Source organism: Nocardioides ginsengisegetis, assembly GCF_014138045.1.
Taxonomy (GTDB): domain Bacteria; phylum Actinomycetota; class Actinomycetes; order Propionibacteriales; family Nocardioidaceae; genus Nocardioides; species Nocardioides ginsengisegetis.
In genome coordinates this window covers 147,549-170,825 of the sequence record NZ_JACGXA010000001.1, presented here as the reverse complement: position 1 = coordinate 170,825, position 23,277 = coordinate 147,549, and the positions used below count along the sequence as shown (strand labels likewise).

The following is a 23,277-nucleotide window of genomic DNA, read 5'->3' as shown; positions in this document are numbered from 1 at the left end:
AGGAACCGCCGACGCCGGGCACACGCGGTCGAACCGTGAACACGCGCGCTGACCGGACGTTGGTGTTCTAATCGGAGGGATGACCGATCCCGCTCACGCCCCCAGACCTGCGCGTGGACGCCCCCGCAAGGAGGGCGCCGAGCAGCGCATCCTCGAAGCGGCGCTCGAGGAGTACGCCGAGCGCGGCTGGTCCGGCTTCACCATGGACGCCGTGGCTCGACGTGCCGGCGTCGGCAAGTCGACGGTCTACCTGCGCTGGAGCGACAAGGACTCGCTGCTCACCGACGCGGTCACGACCCGCTCCCAGGACATCGAGCAGGTCGACACCGGTTCGCTCCGCGGCGACCTCGAGCGGCTCGCCGCCAACCTGTTCCGCTACCTGCTCGACCCGGCCGGCTGGGCGACGCTGCGGATGGCCATGGAGGCCGCGATCGCGCCGACCCCGCTCGGCTCGTTCACCGAGGTCGTGAGCGGCCAGCACCTCGGCGCCGCGAGCGAGATCGTGCAGAGCCACCTCGAGGCCGGCACGCTCCCCACCGACGCCCCGGTCCGCACCCTCGTGGAGTGCCTCTACGGCGCGGTCATCGTCCAGACGCTCAGCCTGGCCGGCGACGACCGCAAGCTGACCGACGAGGACATCGAGGAGCGGGTCCGCCCCATCGTCGACCTGGTTCTCGCTCCCCTCGCTGGTTGAGGAGGTTGCGCTAGCAACCGTCTCGAAACCCCTAGGCCGCCACCAGCTCCGCCCGCCGCAGCTCCCGCACCGACCGGCTGCCGAGCGTGGCGAGCGCGATCGCGGCGTACGCGATCCCACTGATCACCAGCACCTCCTTGAACCCGAACGCCACCCCGAGCGCCCCGTAGGCCAGCTGCCCGACCGGCATCGCGATCAGCGACCCGAGCGCGTCGTAGGAGTAGGCGCGCGAAAGCATCCGCTCCTCGACGTGCTCCTGCATGGCGAGGTTCCAGCCGAGGTTGAACACCTCGATCCCGGCGCCGGCGACGAAGGCGCCGATCACGACGGGTACGACGGCGTGCGTGGCGCCGAGCAGCACCAGTGGCAGTGCCAGCGCGGAGATCGTGAGCATGCCGACCAGCAGCGGCCGCTCGAGCCGCCGCCGCAGCATGATCGCCGTCGTCAGCAGCAGGCCGACCGATTCGGCCGACAGCGCGTAGCCCCAGCCCTTCGCCCCGATCGTCTCCTTCGCGACCGCCGGGCCGAGGGTCATCCAGGCGCCTGCGTGGATCGCGTTGAGGAACGCGAACGCCAGCACGACCACCCACAGCCAGGTCGTGCGGCGGAAGAACGTCCAGCCCTCCCGCAGCTCGCCCAGCGTGGTCGTCTCCTCGCCCGTCCGGATCCGCGGCGGCACGGACACTCGCGCCATCAGCACCGACGCCAGCGCCCAGGTGATCGCGTCGACCGCCAGCGCCCAGCCCGCCCCGGCCCCGACCACCAGCCACGCGGCGGCCGTCGGGCCGAGCACGCGCAGCGTTCCCCGGGCGACCGCCTGCAGGACGTTGGCCTGCTGGAGCAGCTCGCGCGGCACGAGCTGCGGGAGGAGGCCGGCGTACGCCGGGAAGATCAGCGCCAGCGTCGTGCCGTTCAGCGCCTCGAGCACGATCAGCATCCACAGCTCGGCGGTCCCGCTGATGACGAGGTACGCCGCCAGCCCCTGCGTGGCTGCCAGCACGAAGCCGCCGACCTGGAGCAGCAGCGCCCGCGGCAGCCGGTCGGCGAGCACGCCCCCGGCCAGCAGGAAGACCACCATCGGGATCGTGCTGGCCGCCAGCACCGCGCCCAGCGCGCTGGGCGAGTCCGACACGTGCAGCACCGCGAACGCCAGCGCGACCGGCGCCATCGTGTTGCCGACCATGTTGACGGCGCTCGAGGCGTAGTACCACCGGAAGTTCTGCTCGCGCAGCGGTGCCAGCGCCGTCCCCCGGTCCATGCGGGACAACCTAACGTCGGGTATCCGCGAGCGCAGTCCGGTTTCGCGTCAATGAACCGGTGTTAGATGGTCCAAGGCGTCTGCACAGCGCGGAGGCGGGCATGGAGCTGCGCGTTCTCGGTCCTCTGGAGGCGGCCGAGGACGGTCGCCCGGTGCGTCTCGGCGCCCGATTGCCCCAGGTCGTGCTGGCCGTGCTCGCCGTCCATGCGCCGCACACGGTCACCAGGGACGCGCTCATCGAGCAGGTCTGGCCGCACGACCCGCCGAACACCGCGGTGAACGCCCTGCAGATCTACGTCTCGCAGGTCCGCAAGGCCATCGGGAAGGAGCGGATCCGCACGACCGGCGCCGGCTATGCCCTGCACCTCGATCGGTCAGAGCTCGACGCATGGCGGTTCGCGGACCTGCTCCGTGACGGAATGCGCTGCCTGGACGCGGGCGAGGCGGTCGAGGCGGCAGAGCGGCTCCGCGCGGCACTCGCCCTCTGGCGCGGAACCGCCTACTCCGGCCTGGACACGAACGCGCTGCTGGCCACCGAGGCCGGGCGGCTCGAGGAGCAGCGACTCATCGCCCTCGAGGCGCGGATCGAGGCAGACCTGCAGTGCGGTCGGCACGTCGAGCTCGTCCCCGAGCTGGAGGCGCTGACCCGCAGCCATCCCTTGCGCGAGCGACTGTGGGCCCAGCTGATGCGTGCCCTCTACGGCGCGGACAGGCAGGCGGACGCCCTGGAGACGTTCCGCCGCGCACGCGACATCCTGCGGGACGAGCTCGGCATCGACCCCGGGCCCGAGCTGCAGGACCTGGAGCAGGCGGTGCTGCGCCACGACGTGCACCTCCGGGACGCGGTCGCGCCCGCGCTTCCCCCGCTCCCCGCCGCCCTGGCGGCTCCGGGCCCCACCTTCGTCGGTCGCGACGCCGACCTCGCCTGGCTGCTCGCGGCGCTCGACCGCGCGGCGGCCGGCGAGGCGGTCACCGCTCTCGTGCAGGGCGCATCGGGGAGCGGCAAGACCCGGCTCGTCGCCGAGCTGGCCAGGGTCGCCCGCACCCAGCGGACCACCATCACCTACGCCCGGGGCCTCGAGGGGCTTGCGACCGCCGACGAGCGCCGCTCCGCGACGGACGATTCCGCCGACTCGACCCGACTGGTGGTCCTCGACGACATCGCCACGCTGCCGTCCGCCGCCTCCCCCGTGCTCGCCCGGCTCCTCGAGACGCCGTCCGCGGGCACCCTGACCGTCTTGTGCCTCGCTCCGGAGGAGGCCCCGTTGCCGGTGCGCGTGGTCCTGGCCCGCTGCGAGAAGGACCGGCGTCTCGTCTCACGCACCCTCGGCGGACTCGCGCTCGACGACATCCGTCACGTCGCCCACACCTACGCCCCCACGGCGGCTGAGGACGAGATCGACGACTTCGCCCGCTCGGCGCCGACCGACCCGCAGTCCGTGCACGAGGCCGCGAGTCAATGGGCCACGAGCCGCGCCGGCGCCCGACTCACCGCGGCCGCTGCGAACATCCCCGATGCGGCGGCCCGCATGCGCGACCACCACGACACCGCGGTGACGGCGTTGCTCGAGGCGCGGCATGCCCAGGACCTGCGACGGGCTCACGAGGGTCTCGACCGGGCGCTGCTCACGCCGTACCGCGGCCTGGCGGCCTACCAGGAGGGCGACGCGGCCCTGTTCTTCGGCCGGGAGCGGGTCGTCGCAGATCTCCTGGTGGACCTCCTGCGCACTCGCTTCCTGACACTGGTCGGTCCCTCCGGGGCGGGCAAGTCGTCGATCGTGCGGGCGGGAGTGGTCCCGTCACTCCGGGCAGGGGCGCTGCCCGGGAGCGAGGGGTGGCACATCGAGGTGCAGACCCCCCTCGCGATCTCCGAGGGCGCCTGGCACGCCCCGGGCACGGGAGGGCGCCTCCTCGTCGTCGACCAGCTGGAGGAGGTCCTCACCACCCTGCCGCCACCGAGCCGGCTCAGGTTCGAGCAGCTCCTCACGGAGGCGTTGGAGGATCCCGGGACCCGGGTCGTGGCCACCCTGCGGTCCGACTTCTACCCTCGCCTGAGCGAGCTGCCCCGGTTTCGCGCGTGGTTGGGCGAGGGCACCGTCCTGCTCGGCTCGATCGGAGCGACCGAGCTGCGGCAGATCGTGGAGCAACCGGCCCTGGTCGCGGGGCTGCAGCTGGAGCCCGGCCTGGTCGACCAGGTCCTCGCCGACACCGGGGAGCTGTCGGGTGCGCTGCCCCTGCTGTCCACGGCACTGCTCTCACTGTGGGAACACCGCGACGGCGACAAGTTGACGCTGCGGTCCTACCGAGCCTCCGGCGGGGTTGCCACCGCCATCCGACGCGCCGCCGAGTCCGCGTTCTCGTCCCTCACGGCCGACGAGCAGACGGCCGCCCGCCGAGTTCTCGTGCGCCTCACGGACCCGGCCGAGTCCGAACGCTACGTACGTCGTCGCGCCCCGGCCGCGGAGCTGGCGCCGCCCGGCGACGTTGCCGCGGCCCGGGTCGTCGAGACCTTCGCCGGCCGTCGACTCCTCACGGTCGACGCGGAGACCGTCGAGGTGGCGCACGAGTCGCTCTTCACCGAGTGGCCACGCCTCCACGACTGGCTCCGCGAGGACGCCGAGGGGCGTCGACTCCGCCGGGAGCTCACGCCGGCCGTGACCCGCTGGGCCACCTCAGGTCGACAGCCCGGCGACCTGTACCGAGGACCCCGGCTGGTCGCGGCCGTCGAGTTCGCCGAGGCATATCCCGGCGACCTCACCCCACCGGAGCAGGAGTTCCTCCGGGCGAGCCGGGACCTCGACGAGCAGGACCGCGTACGGCGGGCGCGCAGCCTCCGCCGGCTCCGTGGCCTGGCCGCCGGGTTGGCGCTCGCCGTCGTCGCGTCGGCACTCGCAGCCGGGCTCGCGCTGCACCAGCAGCATCGCGCCGACGCGCAGCGGGCCGCCGCCCAGGCCAGCGCCCTGCGCGCCGACTCGCGACGCGTCGCCGCCCAGGCGCTGGTCGAGCGTCAGCCCGACACCGCCCTGCTCATGGCCGCTCAAGGGCTGCGGCTGGACACCAACTCCGACACCCGGGCGACCATGCTCACGCTCCTGCAGCGATTCGCGCCCCTGACCGCGGTCCTCCACCCGGGCGTCGGGGCGGCCTGGCACATCCGGGTGAGCCCCGACGGCCGGCTCGCGGCCGTGACGTCGGTGGTGGGTCGGGCCGGAACCGCCCTGATCGACCTGCGCAGCCACGCGACCCTCGGGGTGGCGCCGGGGGCGGGAGTGGGCGAGTTCAGCCCTGACAGCCGGTTCCTCGCCCTGGTCGCTAACCGCGAGGTCCACGTCTACGACACGACCAGGCCGCTGGACCAGCAGGAGCCGCGCGTGGTGCGGGTGCCTCGCCCCTCGGGCGAGCTCGCCTTCGTCGACGAGGATCGCCGGCTCGTCGCGGCCGGATACAGCGGCGACTACCGCCACCTGAGTCTGGACAGCTGGCCGCTCGTCGGCGCGGGACGCCCGACGCACCTCGCCACCGTGGCGGCACCCCCGGACCGGACCCGGGACAACATTCCGCTGGGGGGCCTGGCCCATCCGAGCATCGAGTCCTTTGCGGTCTGGAACCCGACGCCCGACGGCGGGCTGTTCGCCGTGCCGAGTCCCCTCACCGCGCACGAAGGTGACCAGGGTCGAGTCGTCGGAACGGTGTCGATCACCCCCAGCGGGTCCGTTCATCGCTCAGGACCGCTCAGGATCCCGAACGCCTCGGGCACGTGGTCGACCTTCGCGCTCCGGCCCGACGGCAAGGTGCTGGCCACCCAGACGGACAGCGCTCTGGTCCTCACGGCAGCGAGCACCGGTCGCGCGCTGGGTGTCTATCACCACGCGACGGATGCTCCCGGTCACCTCACCTGGTCACCCGACGGTCGGTACCTCGCCTCGGCCGGGCTCGGGGGCACGTCGATCTTCACCGGCCACCCGCTGAGGCTGGTCCAGGAGCTCCACGGTCACGACGGTGAGGTGACCGACGTGGACTTCGGTGCCAGTGGTGGGTCGCTGTACACCTCGGGGGCCGATGGCCAGCTGCTCGCGTGGGATCCAGGGGTGACGGCCCTGTGGCACGCCCTGGACCGGGGCGCAGCCATCGGCGACTCGATCGCCATCCTCTTCACGGTGCCTCCCCGTGGGGACACGATCCTGGCGACAAGGGTCGACGGCCCGCGGACGGAAGTCCGCCTGTGCCCCCGGAACGACCCCGCGTGCACGTCGGGCCCGCCGATCGACCTCGACGGTGACCTGGGCCGCGCGAGCAGCGACCGCGACGGCACGCGGTTCCTCGTGGAGGTCTCACCCCATGGGTCCCACGGGCCGCCGGTCTGGCACCTGCTCGACGACTCCGGTCGTGACACGGAGCTGACCGCCTCCGGCGTACGCGGCACTCGCTCGTTGGACCTCTCCCGGAGGGCAACCTGGACGAGGGCCCTGCTGACTCCCGACGGTCAGCACATCGCTGCCCTGCTGGCGGACGGCACGCTGGGCGTGTGGACGACGGATCCGTTCCGCCTCTCGCGCCGTGTCTCGCTCAGAACCGCTCCGCCCGCCCCCGCGGGCGCCACCACGCAGCCCCCCGGCCTCGTCGGGGTCACCCCGGATTCACGACAGCTGGTGGTCGTCGACGGCCTCGGGCTCTACGTCGTGGACCTCACCACCGGGGAGTTCACGATGCCCCCGGAGCAGGGACCTGGAGGGCGGATCACCGCGTTCGCGCTGTCCGACGACGGCGGCCGAGCCGCCACCGGCTACAACGATGGACGCGTGCAGGTGTGGTCGACCTCGGACTGGGCCCTCGAGCCCTTCAGCCTCGAGCCACACCGCACGGCTGTGACGTCCCTCGCGTTCGCGGGCGACGAGCTGCTGACCGCGAGTCGCGACGAGGTGCGCATGTTCGATCTGTCCAGCCCCGCGCCCGCCACCGAACGGCTCACCGCACCGCCCTGGGCAGCCGAGCTGGGGATAGCTTCGCCCGGCCCGGGACGCCTGCTGGGCTACGGCCCCGGAATGGCGGGGCCGTTCGAACCGGTGACGTGGCAGATCGATCCCGCCACCCTCGTTCGCCGCGCGTGTGAGGTCGCGGGTCGTGACCTGACGGCGAACGAGTGGCGGCGGGTCCTGCCCGGCCGGGCCCAGGTGTCCACCTGCTCGTGAAGGAGCCCGACGGGCGGTCGATCAGCGGATGACGCAGGGCGAGCCCCAGGCGGTGATCCAGCTGTAGCCGACCGACATGCCGTTGAGGTAGGACGACGCGACGTTGGTGGCGTAGCTCCAGCCGCTCGTGGTGTACCACGCATAGTCGATCCGGACCTTGTAGTCACCGACCGGGACGCTCCAGGTGTACGTCGGGAGCGACGCGGTCGGGGAGATCGCGTAGACCGGGTTGCCGTTGATGTCGTAGTACGACAGGTACGAGGTCGCGATCTTCGTCGACAGCCAGTTCCCGTTGTTGAGCTGCCGCACGACCGCGCCGGTCCGCGCATCCAGGACGTAGATGCGGTAGGCGACGCTCTGCCCCCGCTCCCAGCCGGTGCTGGTGCCCATCTGCGGCGTCGCGGAGACCTGGCGGTAGGGCGCGCTGCTGCAGGTGACGGCGGGATCGCCGTGCCGGCCCACGTCGTACCCCGACCGATAGGTCTCGACGGCGTGGGCCGTCCCGGCCGGCGCGAGACCGAGCGTGGCGAGGGCCACGACGGCAGCCAGGCCGCGCAACCGCGGGAGGCAGCGGAGGGAGCGACGGGGTGACGGTGTCAATGCGTTCATGGGAAGGACCTTCTTTCTCGGGAACGGACCGGATGTCCGTGCCCACACGCTCGGTCCGACCGCTTAAGCGACGCTGAAGCGGCCACCTGAGCGGGTCGGGAGGCTCCCTTCAGCGGTCCTTCAGGACTCCCGGGCACGCTCAACGCGATCGCATCCCGCCGATCACCACCGTCGTCCAGGAAGGAGCAGGCGATGTCGACACTCCCCATCGAGTCCGAGTCCGGGACCTTCACCGGACGGCCGAGTCACCCGCACAACGGCTACTGGGCCGGGGACTTCTCCGACCCGACCCCGGCACCCGTCCTCACCGACTGGTTCGCGTGGGGGCGCGCCCGGGGCCGCGTCGCGGACGAGTCCCATCATCCGGACCGAGTGGTCCGGACCGCTGCTGTGACGCAGACCACCTACTCGCCAGTCACCTTTTCAGGGCCGGTCTGGCGTCCCTAACTTCTCTTCCACGGCGTGTTCGGGCCATGGGGACATTGCTCCGACAGAAACGGCGCCCACTGGCAACCCCATCCAGCAGCGGCACGCAGGCTTCATGCTGGTTTGCCAGGACCTAGGCCCCACCCCCGCCCCCTCCTCCCAGGACCCGGCGGGGGTGGGTGCACCCCGGCCTATCTGCGGCGATGGAAGCGCCAGTCGCCCGAGCCGTGATGTCGCAGGTCGAATTGGTCATCATGGGCTCGCTGGTGATGTGAGAAGCAGAGCGGCAGCCCGTTGGCCAGATCGGTCGGACCGCCTTCCGACCAGGGGTCGGGATGGTGGATCTCGGTCCAGGCGAAGGGGCGTTCGCAGCCGGTGATCGCACAGCTGTCGTGGATCAGGGAAAGCCCAACCCGCTGGTGGTAGGAGTGCAACCGGCTTTCACGCCCCAGGTCCAGCGGCACGGAGTCGCCACCGAGGACGGCTGGGATGATGCCTGCGTTGCAGGCCAGCCGCCGCGCCTCGCCGGCCGTGATCGTGACGCCGGTGTCGAGGTGGGCCACCCCCAGCCCCGAGCGAAGCTCGTCGAGCCCCATCTTGACGATGAGGGTCACCCCGTTGGCCGCGTGGCCCACCGTCGGGAGGTGCTCGAGCAGCTCGAGGAAGGCCAACCCGTTGGCCTCGTAGAGGTTCCATCCCGAGTCGGTCCCGGGCGCGCTCTCGTCGACGACCGGGCGGCCCGCTGCGTCGCGCGAGAGCCGGCGTGGAGCCGTCAGCCGCTCGAGCGCCGCCCGCAGCAGGCGACCGTGCAGCTCGGGGACGACGAACTTGCCGCTGTAGGTGCCGTCGCCGTTGTCGTGCAGCTCGAGCCGGGTCTCGCGGACCGCGTGGCGCTGCTCGCGGCCGAGCAGGATCGCCTCGTGCCGGGCCGCCAGGTCGTGATCGACCTGCCTGAACATCCGTCTGGCGGCCTGCCGGAGGCGCTTGGGGTTCATCGGCCGGCCGCTGCGGGTGCCGCTGCCCGTGCCCTGGGCGACGAGCCACGCCTCGGCCTCCGCGAGCTGCTCCAGCGTGGCCTCGGGCGGCGCCTGCTCGGCGGCGGCCACGATCACCTTGACCTGCGCCTTCAGGAGCTTGCCAGCGGCGAAGGCCTCGCGGGTGGCGGCGTACTTGTCGCGCAGCAGCTCCGCCAGCCGCAGCCCGCCGGCCAGCATCTCCCGGGTGTCGCCGGTCAGCTGCGCGGCCCAGGCGTCCGTGCCCGTGGCAGCCTCACGGGCCGCGAGGTCCCGCTGGTCTGCCTCGGCCAGCAGCGCCAGCCGCCAGGACTCCAGCTGGGCCTCGATCACTGAAAGCTCCGTGATGGCCGGCCCGATCTCGTCGTCGGCCACGTGCGTGGTCGGCATCGCCATGCCCTGCGCCACCAGCGATCGCGCCTCCGCAAGGAGGGGCGAGATCGGCGTGGGCCGAAGGGCGGCGACACTCATGCAGACATGCTACTCGAACACCTGTTCGAACGCAATGCCTACTCTGCTCTACGCTCCTGCAGGTCAGCCGTGCAGCAGCGCCCGGGTCCGCGCGACCAGGTCGTCCACCGCAGCCGCCGCGGCCGGGCTGTAGGCCACCATGTCGACGAACCCGTGGATCATCCCGTCGTACCGCGTCCGCGACACCGGCACCCCCGACTCCGACAGGGCGTCGGCGTACGCCTCGCCCTCGTCTCGCAGCGGGTCGAACTCCGCCGTCACCACGACGGCCGGCGCGACCCCGGACAGGTCGCCGAGCAGCGGCGAGTGGCGTACGTCGTCCGCCGCCACCTCGGCCGTGCCCGCGTAGTGGCCGAAGAACCACTCCATCGTGGCCGCCTCCAGGAAGTACCCCTCGGCGTTCTCGACGCGGCTCGAGTACTCCCCGAACGCATCCACCGCCGGATAGATCAGCACCTGCGACGACACCACGTCGCGCCGCGCTTGGGCGACCACGGCCGCCAAGTTCCCCCCGGCGCTGTCGCCCCCGACCGCCAGCACGGACGACCCACCCAGCTCCCCCAGGTGCGCGGCAGCCCAGTCGACCGCCGCCAGCGCGTCGTCGACGGCCGCGGGGAACGGGTGCTCCGGCGCCAGCCGGTAGTCGACCGACAGCACCACGACGTCAGCGCCGGCACACAGCCGCCGACAGAGCTGGTCGTGGGTGTCCAGGTCGCCGATCACGAACCCGCCGCCGTGCAGGTAGACCAGCGTCGGCAGCTCACCCGCCCCCTCCGGCCGATACACACGCGCCGGCAGACCGGCCACCGACAGCGACGACACCGACCCCACAGGGTGGGGCGACGACACCGTGTCGACGGTCATCGCGCGATACGCCTTGCGCGCGTCCTCCGGCGTGCCCTCGTGCATCGGCGGGTAGCCGCGGCTGGCGATGAAGTCGAGCACGGCCTTGATCTCGGGGTCCACAGGCATGCCGGCCAACCTAGCCACACGTCCGAAGGACAGCGAGGCAGCGTCCGTCAGGCAGTCGCCCGGATGCGGGGCTGCGCGACGACCGGCTCGTCGACCATCTCACCGGCCGCGAAGGCCCGCCCGATCGCGACGGCAAGCGGCAGCGGGATCACGCACCAGGCCACCAGGATCACCGCGACTGTCCACCACATACGGGGAGTCTTGCCGCGCCAGCGGCGTCCCCAAACCTTGGTAAACCTCGGATCCCCAATATTGGGTAGGGGACGATTTCAGCCCAGGTAGGTGCGCACCGCGCGCGCCAGCGCCCTCGCGTACGTCGCCCGACCGGACGCCGTCGTCATGCGGTGCGCGTCGCGCGGGTTGCGCATGTTGCCGAGCTCGACCATCACGGTCGGGATGTTCGACAGGTTGAGCGTGCCGAGGTCCGAGCGGAAGTCGAGCCCGTCCCCGTCCGCGATGTAGTTCGCGACCGGCACGCCCTCACGATGCAGCGACGACCGCAGCACCAGCGCCAGCCGCCGCGAGGACCGGTAGATGTCGTGCGTCCACGGCTTGCGGTCGGTCGGCGCGATGACGTGGAAGCCGTGTGCCCCCGACCGGAACGACCCGTCGCCGTGGATGCTCACCTTCAGGTCCGCATCGACAGAGTTGCCCGAGCGCCCCCGTACGTCGACGCACGGCCCCCAGCGGTCCTGCCGGTTGCTGTGCCGGGTCATCACGACCCGGGCGCCGAGCCCGACGAGCCGCGCCTTGACCAGCCGCGCCACCCGCCAGGCGAACGTCGCCTCCGGGTAGCCGCCGTTGGTCGACGTACCCGTCGTGTTGCACGGCTTCTTGAATCCCCCGGCCGGCACCAGGTGATTGATGCGCCGCGGGTAGTTGTGGTTGCCGAGCTGGTGCCCGGGGTCGAGCACGACCGTGCGTCCCGCCAGCGGACCGGCCGCCACGGCACGCGGGGCACCAACGGCACCCGGCGCATACGGACCGGCGGCCACCAGGCTGACCTGGTCGTCCACCTCCGTACGCCGCCACGCGATCCCGCCGGCGACGGCGCCGACCAGCAGGACCAGCGAGAGGACCGACGCGACGCGACGGGCCGTCACTCGTACCCCAGGATCTCCTGGCGCTTCTCGCCCCAGGCGAGGGCCGAGGCGATCGCGTCGTCGAGACTCAGGGAGGTCCGCCAGTCGAGCAGCTCACGGGAGCGGTCGACGTTGGCGAAGGCGCCGACGGCGTCGCCGGGACGCGGCGGCGCCTCCGACAGCGGCACGGCCTTGCCGAAGACCTTCTCGAACGACGCGACGAGCTCGCGCACCGTCACCCCGGCACCCGTGCCGATGTTGATCACGGTGTTCGGCGCACCGACGGCCGCCAGCACCTCGTCGAACTTCTCGACCGCCCGCACGTGCGCCTGCGCGAGGTCCCACACGTGGATGTAGTCGCGGATGCCCGTGCCGTCGCGGGTCGGGTGCTCGACGCCGGTGATCGTGAAGGTGTCCTTGAGGCCGCGGGCGGCCATCACGAGCTGGCCGATGACGTGGGAGGGCTCCTTGGCGTAGATGCCGGACTCGAGGTCCGGGTCGGAGCCGATCGGGTTGAAGTAGCGCAGGATGATCGCGCGCAGGTCGGTCGCGGCCGACATGTCCTGGAGGACCTGCTCCATCATCCGCTTGGTGCGCGCGTAGGGAGAGGTCGGCTCGAGGGCGTCGTCCTCGGTCACCTCGAAGGAGTCCTTGGTCGCATAGAGCGAGGCCGAGGAGGAGAACAGCACCCGCGGCTTGCCCAGCGCGACGAGCTCGTCGAAGAGCTCCAGCGACTTCGCGACGTTGTCGCGGTAGTACTCATAGGGCAGCGCCACCGACTCCGGTACGACGATCCGCGCGGCCATGTGGATGGTCGCCTCGATGTCGGGGTGCTCGGCCACGACCCGGCGCAGCAGCTCCCGGTCGGCGATGTCGCCCTCGTAGAAGATCCGGTCCTTGACGAAGACCCGCGGGCCCACCAGCAGGGAGTCGAGGATGACGGGCGTGTGGCCGGCCCCCTCGAGGGCCTTGGCCGTGATCGACCCGATGTAGCCGGCGCCGCCGGTGACCAGAACCTTCATGGCCGCCACCCTAACGGGGCGGCACCATCGTCTCCGAACCACGCAGCGCGCGCCCCACCAGCACCGCCAGCGGGAACGGCACCACGCACCAGGCGGCGAGTGCCATCGGGATCCAGATCATGTTTCGAGGATGCGGCGCGCGATTCCACAGCCGGTCACCAAACCGCCCACGCGCCGGTGACAGTTCGCCCACAGCCCCGAATCTCAAGATTTTGCTTTTCCCTCAGCGTCGCGGGAGGGTCGCCGATGGAACACCTACGGACGGCATGGGCGCCTCTCTCGGGCGAAGCGCCGGACGGCTGACCGCTGGCTCCCACGAAAGGCAGGGCGACATGGCCCCGACCGATCCCCTGCGCGACGAGTCGTGCCACCTCTCGACCCGGTTCGAGGACTGGTGCGAACGCGCCGGCACCCACCCCGAGGCGTTCGGTGCCTGGGAGCGCTACGAGGCGCAGCTGCCCAGCCACGCGGCCGCGACCTCCGTCGTGGCCTGACGCCCCCGTCCAGACACTGGACGCCGGTCCACTCCGGCCTTGACTCCCACCACAGTCCTGATTGGGTGGGCGTGACACGTGACTCCCCGTCGTCACCGATCGTTAACACGACCAGTGGTCCAAACGGCTGCGCCCGAAATCAAAATGGACCAGAGTGGCGATTTCGCGGCGGGGGCCGCGGACGAGCAGCTACGCATGACCACTTCATGGGGGACTTGAATTGGACAGCACCACATGACCCTCCTCTCGGTACGCCGTGAGCGGGTCGTCACGCGCACGCCCAGCCGCGCCCTGCGCTACCTGCCGGTGTCCGCGCTGCTCCTCGACCTGGCCGTGATGCTCGCGGTCGGCGTCATCGCCGTCCTCGGCCGGGCCCACCTGGCCGTCTTCGACACGCAAACCGACATCACCGGCAGCCTCAAGCTGGTCGGCCCGTTGATGATGACGGGCTGGCTCGCCTGCATCGCCGTGGGCGGCGGCTACAAGCCCAACGTGTTCGGCGCCGGCACCGACGAGTACAAGCGTCTCGTCAACGCCAGCCTTCTGTTGGCCAGCCTCACCGGGGTCGGCTGCTACCTCGCCAAGTTCTCCCTCTCCCGCGGCTTCTTCGTGCTGGCCTTCGGGCTGGGGATCCCGGCCCTCGTCCTCGGTCGGCTCGCCCTCCGCCGTGCCCTGCACCGGGCCCGGCGGCACGGAGCGCTGCAGCAGCGCGTCCTGATCGCCGGCTCCCGGTCCCACATCGACGAGATCGCCAGCGTGCTGCGCCGCGAGCCGTGGCTCGGCTACCACGTCGTGGGCGCCCTGACTCCGGCCTACGACCTGAGCGAGGAGACCAAGTCCGGCATCCCCGTCCTGGGGCACACCGACGAGGCGACCGACGTCGTGAAGGTGGCCGGCATCGACGTCATCTTCTTCGCCGGCGGCGGCGTCGGCTCCGCGAGCCAGATGCGCAAGTTCGTCTGGGAGGTCGAGCACCACTCCGTCCAGGTGGTCGTGGCCCCCAGCGTCACCGACATCTCCAGCGAGCGCATCCGGGTGCGTCCGGTCGGCGGCCTGCCGCTCATGCACATCGACCCGCCCACGGCCATCGACGCCTCGCGGATCGGCAAGCGGGTCTTCGACGTCGTCGGCTCCCTCGGGCTGATCCTGGCGTTCGCTCCCCTGTTCCTCGTGGCCGCCCTCCGCATCCGGCTCCACGACGGCGGCCCGGTCCTCTTCCGCCAGACCCGGATCGGCCGGGAGGGGCGAGAGTTCAGCTGCCTGAAGTTCCGCACGATGGTCACCGACGCCGAGGTTCTCCTCGCCAGGCTTCACGCCGAGCAGGGCTACGACGAGGGCCTGTTCAAGATGAAGGACGACCCCCGGATCACGGCTCCGGGCCGGTGGCTGCGCCGCTTCTCCATCGACGAGCTGCCGCAGCTGGTCAACGTGCTGCGTGGCGACATGAGCCTCGTCGGACCGCGGCCGCCGTTGCCGCGCGAGGTCGCGAGCTACGACGACGACACCCACCGTCGCCTGCGCGTGCGCCCCGGCATGACGGGGCTCTGGCAGGTGTCGGGCCGCTCCGACCTGTCCTGGTCCGAGGCCGTCCGCCTCGACCTCTACTACGTCGACAACTGGTCGATGCTGCAGGACCTCAACATCCTCGGCAAGACCCTCGGAGCGGTGTTCAGCTCCCGCGGCGCCTACTGATCGAGGCCCCTCCGTTCAGCGCCGAACGGATGACAGCGGGCCACACCAGACCACCTAGACTCTCGCAGGACCGTCAGCGGCGAACAGGAGCCAAACCAGTGGAGCTACGCGACTACCTGCGCATCCTGCGCCGGCGTTGGCGCCTGATCACCGTGGTGGCCCTCCTGGTCGTCAGCGCCGCCGCCGCGGTCACGTTCTCGACCACCCCGCTCTACGCGTCCAAGGCCCGTCTCTTCATCTCGACGTCGTCGGCCACCGGGACGTCCGAGGCCTACCAGGGCGGCCTCTTCTCGGTGCAGCAGGTGGCGTCCTACGCCGAGCTCGCGAGCAGCCGGCGGCTGGCCGAGACCGTGATCGACGACCTCGGGGTCGCCATGACCCCCAAGGAGCTCGTCAAGGAGGTCTCGGCCGAGAGCGTGCCGGACAAGGTGCTGCTCGACATCACCGTGACCGATCCCGACCCGGCGCTCGCGCGCACGCTCGCGCAGGGGTACGCCGAGGCGATGACCGACCTGGTCCGCCAGCTCGAGACCCCGTCGGGCAAGACCAGCGCGCCGATCAAGGCCACGATCGTCGACGCGGCCTCGACCCCGGACTCGCCCGTGTCCCCCCAGCCGGTGCGCAACCTGACCCTGGGACTCGTGCTGGGACTGCTGCTCGGCATCGGCCTGGCGGTCCTTCGCGAGGTCCTCGACACGACCATGAAGTCGGCGGAGGAGCTGACCGACATCGCGGGAGCACCGCTGCTCGGTGGCATCGCCTTCGACACCGCCGCCCGCCAGCAGCCCCTCGTCACGTCCCTGGCGTCGCACGCGCCCCGGGTCGAGGCGTTCCGCGTGCTCCGCACCAACATCCAGTTCCTCGACATCGACGGCACCAACAAGGTGTTCGTGGTGACCTCCGCGCTCCCGGCCGAGGGCAAGACCACGACCGCGGTCAACCTCGCCATCACGCTGGCCCAGGCCGGCCAGCGCACGCTCCTCCTCGAGGGCGACCTCCGGCGGCCCCGCGCGGCCGACACGCTCGGGCTCGACAACGCCGTCGGCGTGACGACCGTGCTGCTCGGCAAGGTGAGCCTCGACGACGCCATCCAGAAGCACACCGAGACCGATCTGCACGTCCTCAGCAGCGGCGCGATCCCACCCAACCCGGCGGAGCTGCTCCAGTCGCGTGCGATGGGCGACCTGCTCGCCCGCCTGCGCGAGGCCTACGACATCGTCATCATCGACGGGCCGCCGCTGCTGCCGGTCACCGACGCGGCGCTGCTCTCGCACATGTCCGACGGCGCCATCCTCGTGGTCCGCCATGGCCGCACGACCAAGGACCAGGTCGAGCAGAGCATCGACCGCCTGACCCGCACCGACGCCACCGTCGTCGGCGTCGTCTTCAACATGACGCCGGCCCGTCGCGCCGGCTCCTACGGCTACGGCTACGGCTACGGCTACGGCTATGGCTACGGCTACGGCCCGACGACCAGGGAGCCGAAGCGCCGACTGCTCCCCCGTCGCAGCCCGAGCTGAGCCGGACTCGCGCTCACGAGACGTTCGCGCAGAAGTGCAGGCGCAAGTACGTCGCCAGCGTGGTCGCCTGGGGCTTGGCCACGCCTGAGTCCTCGTAGCCCTGGGCGACCTCGTCCCAGGTCTGCTCACCGGCGGCCACGGCGTCGCAGACCTTGACCTCCTCGACCGCCAGGCGCTGCGCTGCGCCGACCGAGATCGGGTCCTTCGTCGACGAACCGATCCCCAGCAGGTTCATCGCGCCGCCCAGGCGTAGGACCGCGCCGGTGTCGACGCCACGGGCGGCCAACTGTTCCGTCAGCTGGGGGTCCTCGAGGTCGTGACCCGACACGGCCGACGAGGCGTCGCCCCCACCGACTCCCTCGACAGCGTCGACGTAGGGCTGGACGACGTCCGGGCACGACTCGCGCGCCCCGGACACGGCAGCGCCCAACGAGGCGTTCTTGCCCTCGACCTTGGCGACGATCGAGCGCATGGCGGCCTCGTTGGCGTCGAGGTCCTTGTCCTTGTCCCAGGTGAACGACGCGCAGAGGGAGTCGGCGCCGGGGCTCTGGTCGTCCGACGAGGAGCACGACGTCAGGGAGGCGGCAGCGATGGCCGCTACGGCGAGCTGGGCGAGGATCGTGCGGTTGCTGCGCGGGAGAATCATGGAGCCGGTCGCCTTTCGGTGCGGGAGGACATGGTCAGGCCGCCGGCCCGCACGCGGAGGCCGCGGTGAATGAGCTCTGCCGCGCCTCCACGCTGGGGGTGACGTCCACGGCGACGTCGCCCGACTGGCCCGCCCCGGTGCGGGCTCGCCACTCGACGTCGACGGACTCCTCGGGAGCGAGCTCGACCGCGAGGTGCGCGACGGGGCGGTCGCCGAGGAGGATCACAGATGGGGAGGCCACGGGCTCACCGTTGAGCTGGATGGACCCGAAGTCCCCGCCGACCGGCGCATAGAGCGCCACGTCGACGAGCTGCGACCCGCGAGGCGTCCCGAACGCGCCCCCGCCAGTCACATAGTCCGGGAGGCTCGCCGCGTCGAGCGGTGCGGCCGACCGCAGCACGAGGTGCCCGGACAGGCCCTGGACGCCGGATTGGCAATAGGTCGACTCGACCCGGGCGCGATAGCGCAGGAAGTAGGACATCTTCGCGCCGGTGCCGTCGTTGAGGTAGATGCCCATCCTGGGAATCGTCGTGGACGTTGAGTCCACGTCTCCCGCCACCTCGGAGCCCACGAGTCGCTGCTGCTCCTGGTTCGTGAAGCTGTGGACGTAGATCCGGTGCTCGTCGGCGCCGCGCACCAGCGCACTCACGAGCGTCTGGGGATCGAGGTCGCCGGCGGCCACCCGGGAGAACACCGCGCGCGCCACCTGGCGGAAGAACAGGTCCTGGTCGGCCGGGTCGGAGAAGCGGAGGTAGACCTGGTGCAGCAGCTGGTCGACGGCGTTGTCGGCGTTGAGGCTCACCCCGCCCACCGCCACGGGACCCGTGGCCTCCAGCAGGTAGGACAACGCCACCGGGTCGAGCGACAGGACACCGTCGACCGCCCCGGGGAACGCCTGCTCCCAGCGGGCCTTCATGAGGGCCGCGGTGCGCGGGAAGTCGGGGGTGAAGTTGGCGTCGAGGAAGTAGGTGCCGAGCTGCGGGCCGTAGATGGCCTGCTCGGCCGGCGTCAGCGGCAGCACGGGCGTGGCGGTCTGCCCGAACGCGCTTCCGGCCACCTGTCGCGTCAGGCGCACCTTCCCGTCCTGCGCCTCGAGGAGGGTCACCGAGCCGGGGAGGCCGCCGGTGGCCCGGATCTCGGCGTTGTTCTGGACGACCAGCAGGTAGTGCCGCGGCCCGTCCTGGCCGAGCATCCCGGGGAGGACGTCCAGGGCCCGGCTCACCGAGTCGAGCGCGCTCGCCGCGCTGTCGACCTGACTGACGAGCTGGCGGTAGGGACCGGCGACGGCGGCCGTGAAGCCGGAGGAGTCCTGGCCGGCCAGGTCCTGATCGGCAAGGACGAAAGCGTCACGGGCGGCGGCGGTCGGCTCCTGGAGCCGCACGAGCGGCTCGACGGGGATGTGGCCGCCCTTCGGCACCAACGTGTCGAGGTGGCCGGCGCTGGCGATGAGCGGCTCGACACCGTCCCGGGCCAGTCGACTCGCGACGCTCGAGACGACTCCGACCCCGCGGGCGTCGTCGCCGAGGAACGGCAGGTGCTCGAGGAATGCCCACGTCGGGCCGTCCGTGATGGTCGTGGCCCTGTCTGCGCTGGATGTCAGGTCGTCGAGGACGGCGTGCTGGGCCGGCTCGTCGCCGTCCTGGACGGCGCTCTGGAGCCGGGCGGCAGCAGCCTGGGTGTCGAGCAGGGCACTGCGCACCTGCCAGAGGCGGACTCCGCACCAGGCGCCGAACACGACGGCGACGAGCACGGCAAAGCCCGCGGCGGCTCGCCAGCCCCTCACGCGACGGCGAGCCGGGTGGATGTCCAGCTTCAGCGCGCGGGACGGACGCGGAAGGTGACCGTCGCGCTGCAGGGCTCGAACTTGGAGTTGCCGTTGGCCGGCGCGAAGTCCATCGAGCCGGTGTAGTTGCCGGGCTTCAGCTTGCCGAGGCTGATCAGCGTGTCACCGGGCTTGAAGCCGCTGCCGGAGCCGCTGTCGGCGCCGTTGAGCTTCTCGACCGTGACCGTGATGGGGCCCCGGGGGCTGCCGGAGACATTGTCGTTGACCTTCTGGACGCCGGTCTCAATCATCACGGCCTTGCCCGCGCGCGGCTTGCCGGTCGCGTGCGCGCTGCAATCGGTTCGCACACTGGACGGGTAGGGCGCGGCGTCGGCGGCGCTCTGCACCGCGCCGAGGCCAGTGCCGATCAGGGCGGCCGCAAATAGCCCCGCAGTCGTCTTCTTCATGATTTTCTCCCCATGGCCGACCCCAGAGGGCCGCTCGTGTACCTGACGTCGAGACCCGACTGTAACGGCTGACCCCGGCATGCGCACACCAATAGGCCCACCCGTCGAGACCCATATGGGGTAATTTCATCGGCCAGTCGATTGCTGGCCGGTCTGTTAACGCCTGTGACACACGGGGCGTCAGGGGCGGTCGCCCAGCAGGTCGAGCAGGTACGCCCCGTAGCCGCTCTTGGGCAAGCCCGCCGCGATGCGGACGAGGTCCTCGTCGCCGATGTAGCCGAGCCGCCACGCGACTTCTTCCGGCGCGCCGATCTTGGTGCCCTGCCGGCTCTCGATGGTCCGCACGAAGTTGGCGGCGTCGTTCATGTCCTCGAAGGTCCCGGTGTCCAGCCAGGCCGAGCCACGCGGCAGCACGTCCACGCGCAGCCGACCCTCCTCCATGTAGGTCCGGTTGAGATCCGTGATCTCGAGCTCGCCGCGGGCGGAGGGCTTCAGGGTGCGTGCCCGCCGCACCACGTCGTTGTCGTAGAAGTAGAGCCCCGGCACCGCATAGCTGCTGCGCGGGTGCTCCGGCTTCTCCTCGATGGTCAGCGCGATGCCGTCGTCGTCGAACTCCACCACGCCGTACGCCGTGGGGTCGGCGACCCGGTAGCCGAAGACCGCAGCCCCGTCGATGTCGGCAAACCGGCGCAGCTGGCTGCCCAGCCCGCTGCCGTAGAAGATGTTGTCGCCCAGGATCAGGGCAGCGCACTCGTCCCCGATGTGCTCCTCGCCGATCACGAACGCCTGCGCCAGCCCCTCCGGTGCCGGCTGGACGGCGTAGGAGAGTCGCACGCCGAACTGCGACCCGTCACCCAGCAGCCGCTGGAACTGCTCGGACTCGTGCGGCGTCGTGATCACGAGGATGTCGCGGATCCCGGCCAGCATGAGCGTCGAGAGCGGGTAGTAGATCATCGGCTTGTCGTAGACCGGGACCAGCTGCTTGCTCACGGCCAGCGTGATCGGGTGCAGCCGCGAGCCGGTGCCACCGGCGAGGATGATGCCGCGCATGGCCACAACCTACGGGTTGGCCTCCCGTTGGTTGAGGAGGTCGCGCCAGCAACGCCTCCCGTTGGTTGAGGAGGTTGCGCTGGCAACCGTCTCGAAACCTCAGCGCCCACCTACACTTCCCCCGTGGATCGCGTTCTCGTCACCGGCGGCGCCGGCTTCATCGGCTCCAACTTCGTCCACCACCTCGTGGAGCACACCGACGCCACGATCACGGTGCTGGACAAGATGACGTACGCCGCCAACGCCGAGGCGCTGGCTGGCCTCCCGGCGGACCGGGTCCGACTGGTCGTCGGTGACATCGCCGACGAGACGGTGGTCGAGCCGCTCGTCGCCGAGCACGACGCGGTCGTCCACTACGCCGCGGAGTCGCACAACGACAACTCCCTGGACGACCCCTCGCCTTTCATCCGCACCAACCTGCTCGGCACGTTCACGCTGCTGGAGGCGGTGCGCAGGGCCGGAGTCCGCTTCCACCACGTGTCCACCGACGAGGTCTACGGTGACCTCGACCTCGACGACCCCAAGCGGTTCACCGAGGACACGCCCTACAACCCCAGCAGCCCCTACTCCGCCTCCAAGGCGGGCTCGGACCACCTGGTCCGCGCGTGGGTGCGCAGCTTCGGTGTGCGGGCCACGATCTCCAACTGCTCCAACAACTACGGCCCCTGGCAGCACGTCGAGAAGTTCATCCCCCGCCAGATCACCAACGTCGCCGACGGCGGCCGGCCCAAGGTCTACGGCGACGGCCTCAACGTGCGCGACTGGATCCACACCGAGGACCACTCCTCGGCCGTCCTCGCGATCCTCGAGCGCGGCCGCATTGGCGAGACCTACCTGATCGGCGCCGACGGCGAGAGGAGCAACCTCGAGGTCGTGCGGGCGATCCTGCGCCACTTCGGCCGCGACGAGGACGACATCGACTTCGTCAACGACCGGGCTGGCCATGACCGGCGCTACGCCATCGAGTCGGGCAAGCTCCGCGCCGAGCTCGGCTGGCGCCCGACGTACGACGACTTCGACGCCGGCCTGGCCGCGACGATCGAGTGGTACCTCGCCCACGACGGCTGGTGGCGCCGCGCCAAGGCGTCGACCGAGGCCGCCTACGCCGCCAAGGGCCAGTGATGGCCGACGACCTCACGGTCGAGACCACCCCGGTCCCCGGGCTCCTGGTCGTGCGGATGCCGGTGCACGCCGACGACCGCGGCTGGTTCAAGGAGAACTGGCAACGCGAGAAGATGGTCGCGCTCGGGCTGCCCGACTTCGGCCCCGTGCAGAACAACGTGGCGTTCAACGCGCGCCGCGGCGCCACGCGGGGCATCCACACCGAGCCGTGGGACAAGTTCGTCAGCGTCGCCAGCGGCCGCGTCTTCGGAGCCTGGGTGGACATGCGCGAGGGCGACTCGTTCGGGGCCACGTTCACGATCGAGATCGACCCCTCCGTCGCGGTGTTCGTCCCACGGGGGGTCGGCAACTCCTACCAGGCGCTCGAGGACGGCACCATCTACAGCTACCTCGTCAACGACCACTGGCGGCCGGGCACGGCCTACCCCGCGCTCGACCTGGCTGACGCGGCCGTGGCCATCCCGTGGCCGATCCCGCTGACCGAGGCCGACGTCTCCTATAAGGACCGCCACAACCCGTCGCTGGGCGCGGTGACGCCGATGCAGCCGCTCCGCACCGTCATCCTCGGCGCCGGGGGCCAGCTGGGTCGTGCCCTCGCCGCGGAGTTCCCGGAGGCGGAGGCCCTGACCCGGGAGCAGCTCGACGTCGCCGACCCGGCCGCCCTGGAGGCGTGGCCCTGGCACGACTACGCACTCGTCCTCAACGCGGCCGCATGGACGGCCGTCGACGCCGCCGAGACCGCCCAGGGGCGGACGGGGGCGTGGGCGGCCAACGCCAGCGGGCCGGCAGCCCTCGCGCGGCTGGCCCGGGAGCACAGGTTCACCCTCGTGCACTACTCCACCGACTACGTCTTCGACGGGACGGCCACCGAGCACACCGAGGACGAGCCGCTCAGCCCCCTGGGTGTCTACGGCCAGTCCAAGGCTGCCGGCGACGCCGCCGTCGCCACCGCCCCGCGCCACTTCCTCCTGCGCACGTCGTGGGTCGTCGGCGACGGCACGAACTTCGTCCGGACCATGCAGGACCTCGCCGGCCGCGGCATCTCCCCGTCGGTCGTGGCCGACCAGACCGGCCGGCTGACGTTCGCGACCGAGCTGGCGCGCGCGACCCGGCACCTCGTCGACGCGGGCGCGCCGTACGGCACCTACAACGTCTCCAACGGCGGGCCGGTCACCTCATGGGCCGACCTCGCCAGGGCGGTGTTCGAGCTCTCGGGACGCGACCCCGCCGACGTCACGGACGTGACCACGGAGGAGTACGCCGCCGGCAAGGACCTCGCGCCCCGCCCGCGCCACGGCGCGCTCGACCTGGCCAAGCTCAGGTCGACCGGGTTCGACCCGGAGGACGCCCTCGACGCCCTCAAGCGCTACTGCGCGGAGTCCCCGCGGCCGTAGTCGTCCTCGAGGCGGCAGATGTCGTCCTCGCCGGTGTATTCGCCGCGCTGGATCTCGACGATCACCAGCGGCTCGTCCTCGGCGTTCACGATGCGGTGGGCCTCGCCCAGCGCGACCTCGACGCAGTCGCCGGGGCCGGCGATGGTGGTCTCACCCTCGATGATGCAGGTCGCCTTGCCGGTCACGACCACCCAGTGCTCCGAGCGGTGCTCGTGGGTCTGGTAGCTCAGGCGCGAGTGCGGGTTGACCTCGATCCGCTTGACCTTGTAGCCCTGGCCCTCGTCGAGGACGTGCCACGACCCCCACGGCCGGTCTTCCGAATGCAGCGACATTGTTTCCTTACCCCCACGCAGGTGCCGACAGCTTCGGCACGTTTCAAGGCTATCCGCCGGAC

General features: G+C 71.3%; 19 protein-coding genes. 7 read left to right on the top strand and 12 right to left on the bottom strand.

What is annotated here, in order from left to right; translation table 11 throughout:
• The first annotated feature begins 79 nt into the window (after positions 1-79).
• Positions 80-694, top strand: coding sequence for a TetR/AcrR family transcriptional regulator (locus FB382_RS00805; protein ID WP_182535955.1), 615 nt, complete (start codon positions 80-82; stop codon positions 692-694).
• 31 nt (positions 695-725) lie between these two features.
• On the opposite strand, the gene FB382_RS00800 is transcribed toward FB382_RS00805, so the two are convergent.
• Positions 726-1,952, bottom strand: coding sequence for an MFS transporter (locus FB382_RS00800; RefSeq protein WP_182535952.1), 1,227 nt, complete (start codon positions 1,950-1,952; stop codon positions 726-728).
• Between the two features lie 101 nt (positions 1,953-2,053).
• Between FB382_RS00800 and FB382_RS00795 the strand changes: the two genes are divergently transcribed.
• Positions 2,054-7,141: an nSTAND1 domain-containing NTPase gene (locus FB382_RS00795; protein WP_182535950.1), complete on the top strand. Its 5,088-nt coding sequence runs from the start codon at positions 2,054-2,056 to the stop codon at positions 7,139-7,141.
• A 21-nt stretch (positions 7,142-7,162) separates the two neighbouring features.
• Here FB382_RS00795 and FB382_RS00790 read toward each other — a convergent pair whose 3' ends face one another.
• From FB382_RS00790 to galE, 6 genes are all read right to left on the bottom strand, one after another.
• The gene (locus FB382_RS00790; RefSeq protein ID WP_182535948.1) at positions 7,163-7,750 is read right to left on the bottom strand and encodes a hypothetical protein; all 588 of its coding nucleotides are present in this window, start codon (positions 7,748-7,750) and stop codon (positions 7,163-7,165) included.
• Positions 7,751-8,367: 617 nt separating this feature from the next.
• Positions 8,368-9,660: an HNH endonuclease signature motif containing protein gene (locus tag FB382_RS00785; RefSeq protein ID WP_182535946.1), complete on the bottom strand. Its 1,293-nt coding sequence runs from the start codon at positions 9,658-9,660 to the stop codon at positions 8,368-8,370.
• 63 nt (positions 9,661-9,723) lie between these two features.
• Positions 9,724-10,632, bottom strand: a complete 909-nt coding sequence (locus FB382_RS00780; protein WP_182535944.1) for an alpha/beta hydrolase — start codon at positions 10,630-10,632, stop codon at positions 9,724-9,726.
• A gap of 47 nt (positions 10,633-10,679) precedes the next feature.
• Positions 10,680-10,823: a hypothetical protein gene (locus tag FB382_RS00775; protein WP_182535941.1), complete on the bottom strand. Its 144-nt coding sequence runs from the start codon at positions 10,821-10,823 to the stop codon at positions 10,680-10,682.
• Between the two features lie 78 nt (positions 10,824-10,901).
• Complete coding sequence (locus FB382_RS00770; protein ID WP_343055435.1) at positions 10,902-11,735, bottom strand: N-acetylmuramoyl-L-alanine amidase family protein; 834 nt, start codon at positions 11,733-11,735, stop codon at positions 10,902-10,904.
• Positions 11,732-12,736 (bottom strand): UDP-glucose 4-epimerase GalE, encoded by a 1,005-nt coding sequence (gene galE, locus FB382_RS00765; RefSeq protein ID WP_182535939.1) that lies wholly within the window; start codon positions 12,734-12,736, stop codon positions 11,732-11,734. The genes FB382_RS00770 and galE overlap by 4 nt, the downstream gene beginning before the upstream one ends.
• A 332-nt stretch (positions 12,737-13,068) precedes the next feature.
• Between galE and FB382_RS00760 the strand changes: the two genes are divergently transcribed.
• The 3 genes from FB382_RS00760 (at position 13,069) to FB382_RS00750 (ending at position 16,442) form a co-directional block, all read left to right on the top strand.
• Positions 13,069-13,230: a hypothetical protein gene (locus FB382_RS00760; RefSeq protein ID WP_182535937.1), complete on the top strand. Its 162-nt coding sequence runs from the start codon at positions 13,069-13,071 to the stop codon at positions 13,228-13,230.
• Between the two features lie 234 nt (positions 13,231-13,464).
• Positions 13,465-14,922 (top strand): sugar transferase, encoded by a 1,458-nt coding sequence (locus tag FB382_RS00755; protein WP_182535935.1) that lies wholly within the window; start codon positions 13,465-13,467, stop codon positions 14,920-14,922.
• Positions 14,923-15,020: 98 nt separating this feature from the next.
• The gene (locus tag FB382_RS00750; RefSeq protein WP_182535934.1) at positions 15,021-16,442 is read left to right on the top strand and encodes a polysaccharide biosynthesis tyrosine autokinase; all 1,422 of its coding nucleotides are present in this window, start codon (positions 15,021-15,023) and stop codon (positions 16,440-16,442) included.
• A gap of 13 nt (positions 16,443-16,455) precedes the next feature.
• On the opposite strand, the gene FB382_RS00745 is transcribed toward FB382_RS00750, so the two are convergent.
• The 4 genes from FB382_RS00745 to rfbA all read right to left on the bottom strand — a co-directional run bounded on the left by FB382_RS00745 (position 16,456) and on the right by rfbA (position 20,367).
• Complete coding sequence (locus tag FB382_RS00745) at positions 16,456-17,088, bottom strand: hypothetical protein (protein ID WP_182535932.1); 633 nt, start codon at positions 17,086-17,088, stop codon at positions 16,456-16,458.
• A gap of 34 nt (positions 17,089-17,122) precedes the next feature.
• Positions 17,123-18,871 (bottom strand): DUF4012 domain-containing protein, encoded by a 1,749-nt coding sequence (locus FB382_RS00740; RefSeq protein ID WP_182535930.1) that lies wholly within the window; start codon positions 18,869-18,871, stop codon positions 17,123-17,125.
• A gap of 29 nt (positions 18,872-18,900) precedes the next feature.
• Positions 18,901-19,317 carry a hypothetical protein gene (locus tag FB382_RS00735; protein WP_182535928.1) on the bottom strand — a complete coding sequence of 139 codons (417 nt, stop codon included), beginning with the start codon at positions 19,315-19,317 and terminating at the stop codon, positions 18,901-18,903.
• Between the two features lie 180 nt (positions 19,318-19,497).
• Positions 19,498-20,367 (bottom strand): glucose-1-phosphate thymidylyltransferase RfbA, encoded by an 870-nt coding sequence (rfbA, locus tag FB382_RS00730; RefSeq protein ID WP_182535926.1) that lies wholly within the window; start codon positions 20,365-20,367, stop codon positions 19,498-19,500.
• A 123-nt stretch (positions 20,368-20,490) separates the two neighbouring features.
• On the opposite strand from rfbA, the gene rfbB reads away from it, so the two are divergent.
• The gene (rfbB, locus tag FB382_RS00725; protein ID WP_182535924.1) at positions 20,491-21,489 is read left to right on the top strand and encodes a dTDP-glucose 4,6-dehydratase; all 999 of its coding nucleotides are present in this window, start codon (positions 20,491-20,493) and stop codon (positions 21,487-21,489) included.
• Positions 21,489-22,883 (top strand): sugar nucleotide-binding protein, encoded by a 1,395-nt coding sequence (locus FB382_RS00720; RefSeq protein WP_182535922.1) that lies wholly within the window; start codon positions 21,489-21,491, stop codon positions 22,881-22,883. The genes rfbB and FB382_RS00720 overlap by 1 nt, the downstream gene beginning before the upstream one ends.
• On the opposite strand, the gene FB382_RS00715 is transcribed toward FB382_RS00720, so the two are convergent.
• Entirely contained in the window at positions 22,856-23,215 is a 360-nt protein-coding gene (locus FB382_RS00715; RefSeq protein WP_182535919.1) for a phosphomannose isomerase type II C-terminal cupin domain, read from the bottom strand. The two genes, FB382_RS00720 and FB382_RS00715, sit on opposite strands and share 28 nt — an antisense overlap.
• Positions 23,216-23,277 lie beyond the last annotated feature (62 nt).

Coding starts and splice junctions, on each gene's coding strand:
- FB382_RS00805 (WP_182535955.1), top strand. CDS start 80: ATGACCGATCCCGCTCACGCCCCCAGACCTGCGCGTGGACGCCCCCGC.
- FB382_RS00800 (WP_182535952.1), bottom strand. CDS start 1,952: ATGGACCGGGGGACGGCGCTGGCACCGCTGCGCGAGCAGAACTTCCGG.
- FB382_RS00795 (WP_182535950.1), top strand. CDS start 2,054: ATGGAGCTGCGCGTTCTCGGTCCTCTGGAGGCGGCCGAGGACGGTCGC.
- FB382_RS00790 (WP_182535948.1), bottom strand. CDS start 7,750: ATGAACGCATTGACACCGTCACCCCGTCGCTCCCTCCGCTGCCTCCCG.
- FB382_RS00785 (WP_182535946.1), bottom strand. CDS start 9,660: ATGAGTGTCGCCGCCCTTCGGCCCACGCCGATCTCGCCCCTCCTTGCG.
- FB382_RS00780 (WP_182535944.1), bottom strand. CDS start 10,632: ATGCCTGTGGACCCCGAGATCAAGGCCGTGCTCGACTTCATCGCCAGC.
- FB382_RS00775 (WP_182535941.1), bottom strand. CDS start 10,823: ATGTGGTGGACAGTCGCGGTGATCCTGGTGGCCTGGTGCGTGATCCCG.
- galE (WP_182535939.1), bottom strand. CDS start 12,736: ATGAAGGTTCTGGTCACCGGCGGCGCCGGCTACATCGGGTCGATCACG.
- FB382_RS00760 (WP_182535937.1), top strand. CDS start 13,069: ATGGCCCCGACCGATCCCCTGCGCGACGAGTCGTGCCACCTCTCGACC.
- FB382_RS00755 (WP_182535935.1), top strand. CDS start 13,465: ATGACCCTCCTCTCGGTACGCCGTGAGCGGGTCGTCACGCGCACGCCC.
- FB382_RS00745 (WP_182535932.1), bottom strand. CDS start 17,088: ATGATTCTCCCGCGCAGCAACCGCACGATCCTCGCCCAGCTCGCCGTA.
- FB382_RS00735 (WP_182535928.1), bottom strand. CDS start 19,317: ATGAAGAAGACGACTGCGGGGCTATTTGCGGCCGCCCTGATCGGCACT.
- rfbA (WP_182535926.1), bottom strand. CDS start 20,367: ATGCGCGGCATCATCCTCGCCGGTGGCACCGGCTCGCGGCTGCACCCG.
- FB382_RS00720 (WP_182535922.1), top strand. CDS start 21,489: ATGGCCGACGACCTCACGGTCGAGACCACCCCGGTCCCCGGGCTCCTG.
- FB382_RS00715 (WP_182535919.1), bottom strand. CDS start 23,215: ATGTCGCTGCATTCGGAAGACCGGCCGTGGGGGTCGTGGCACGTCCTC.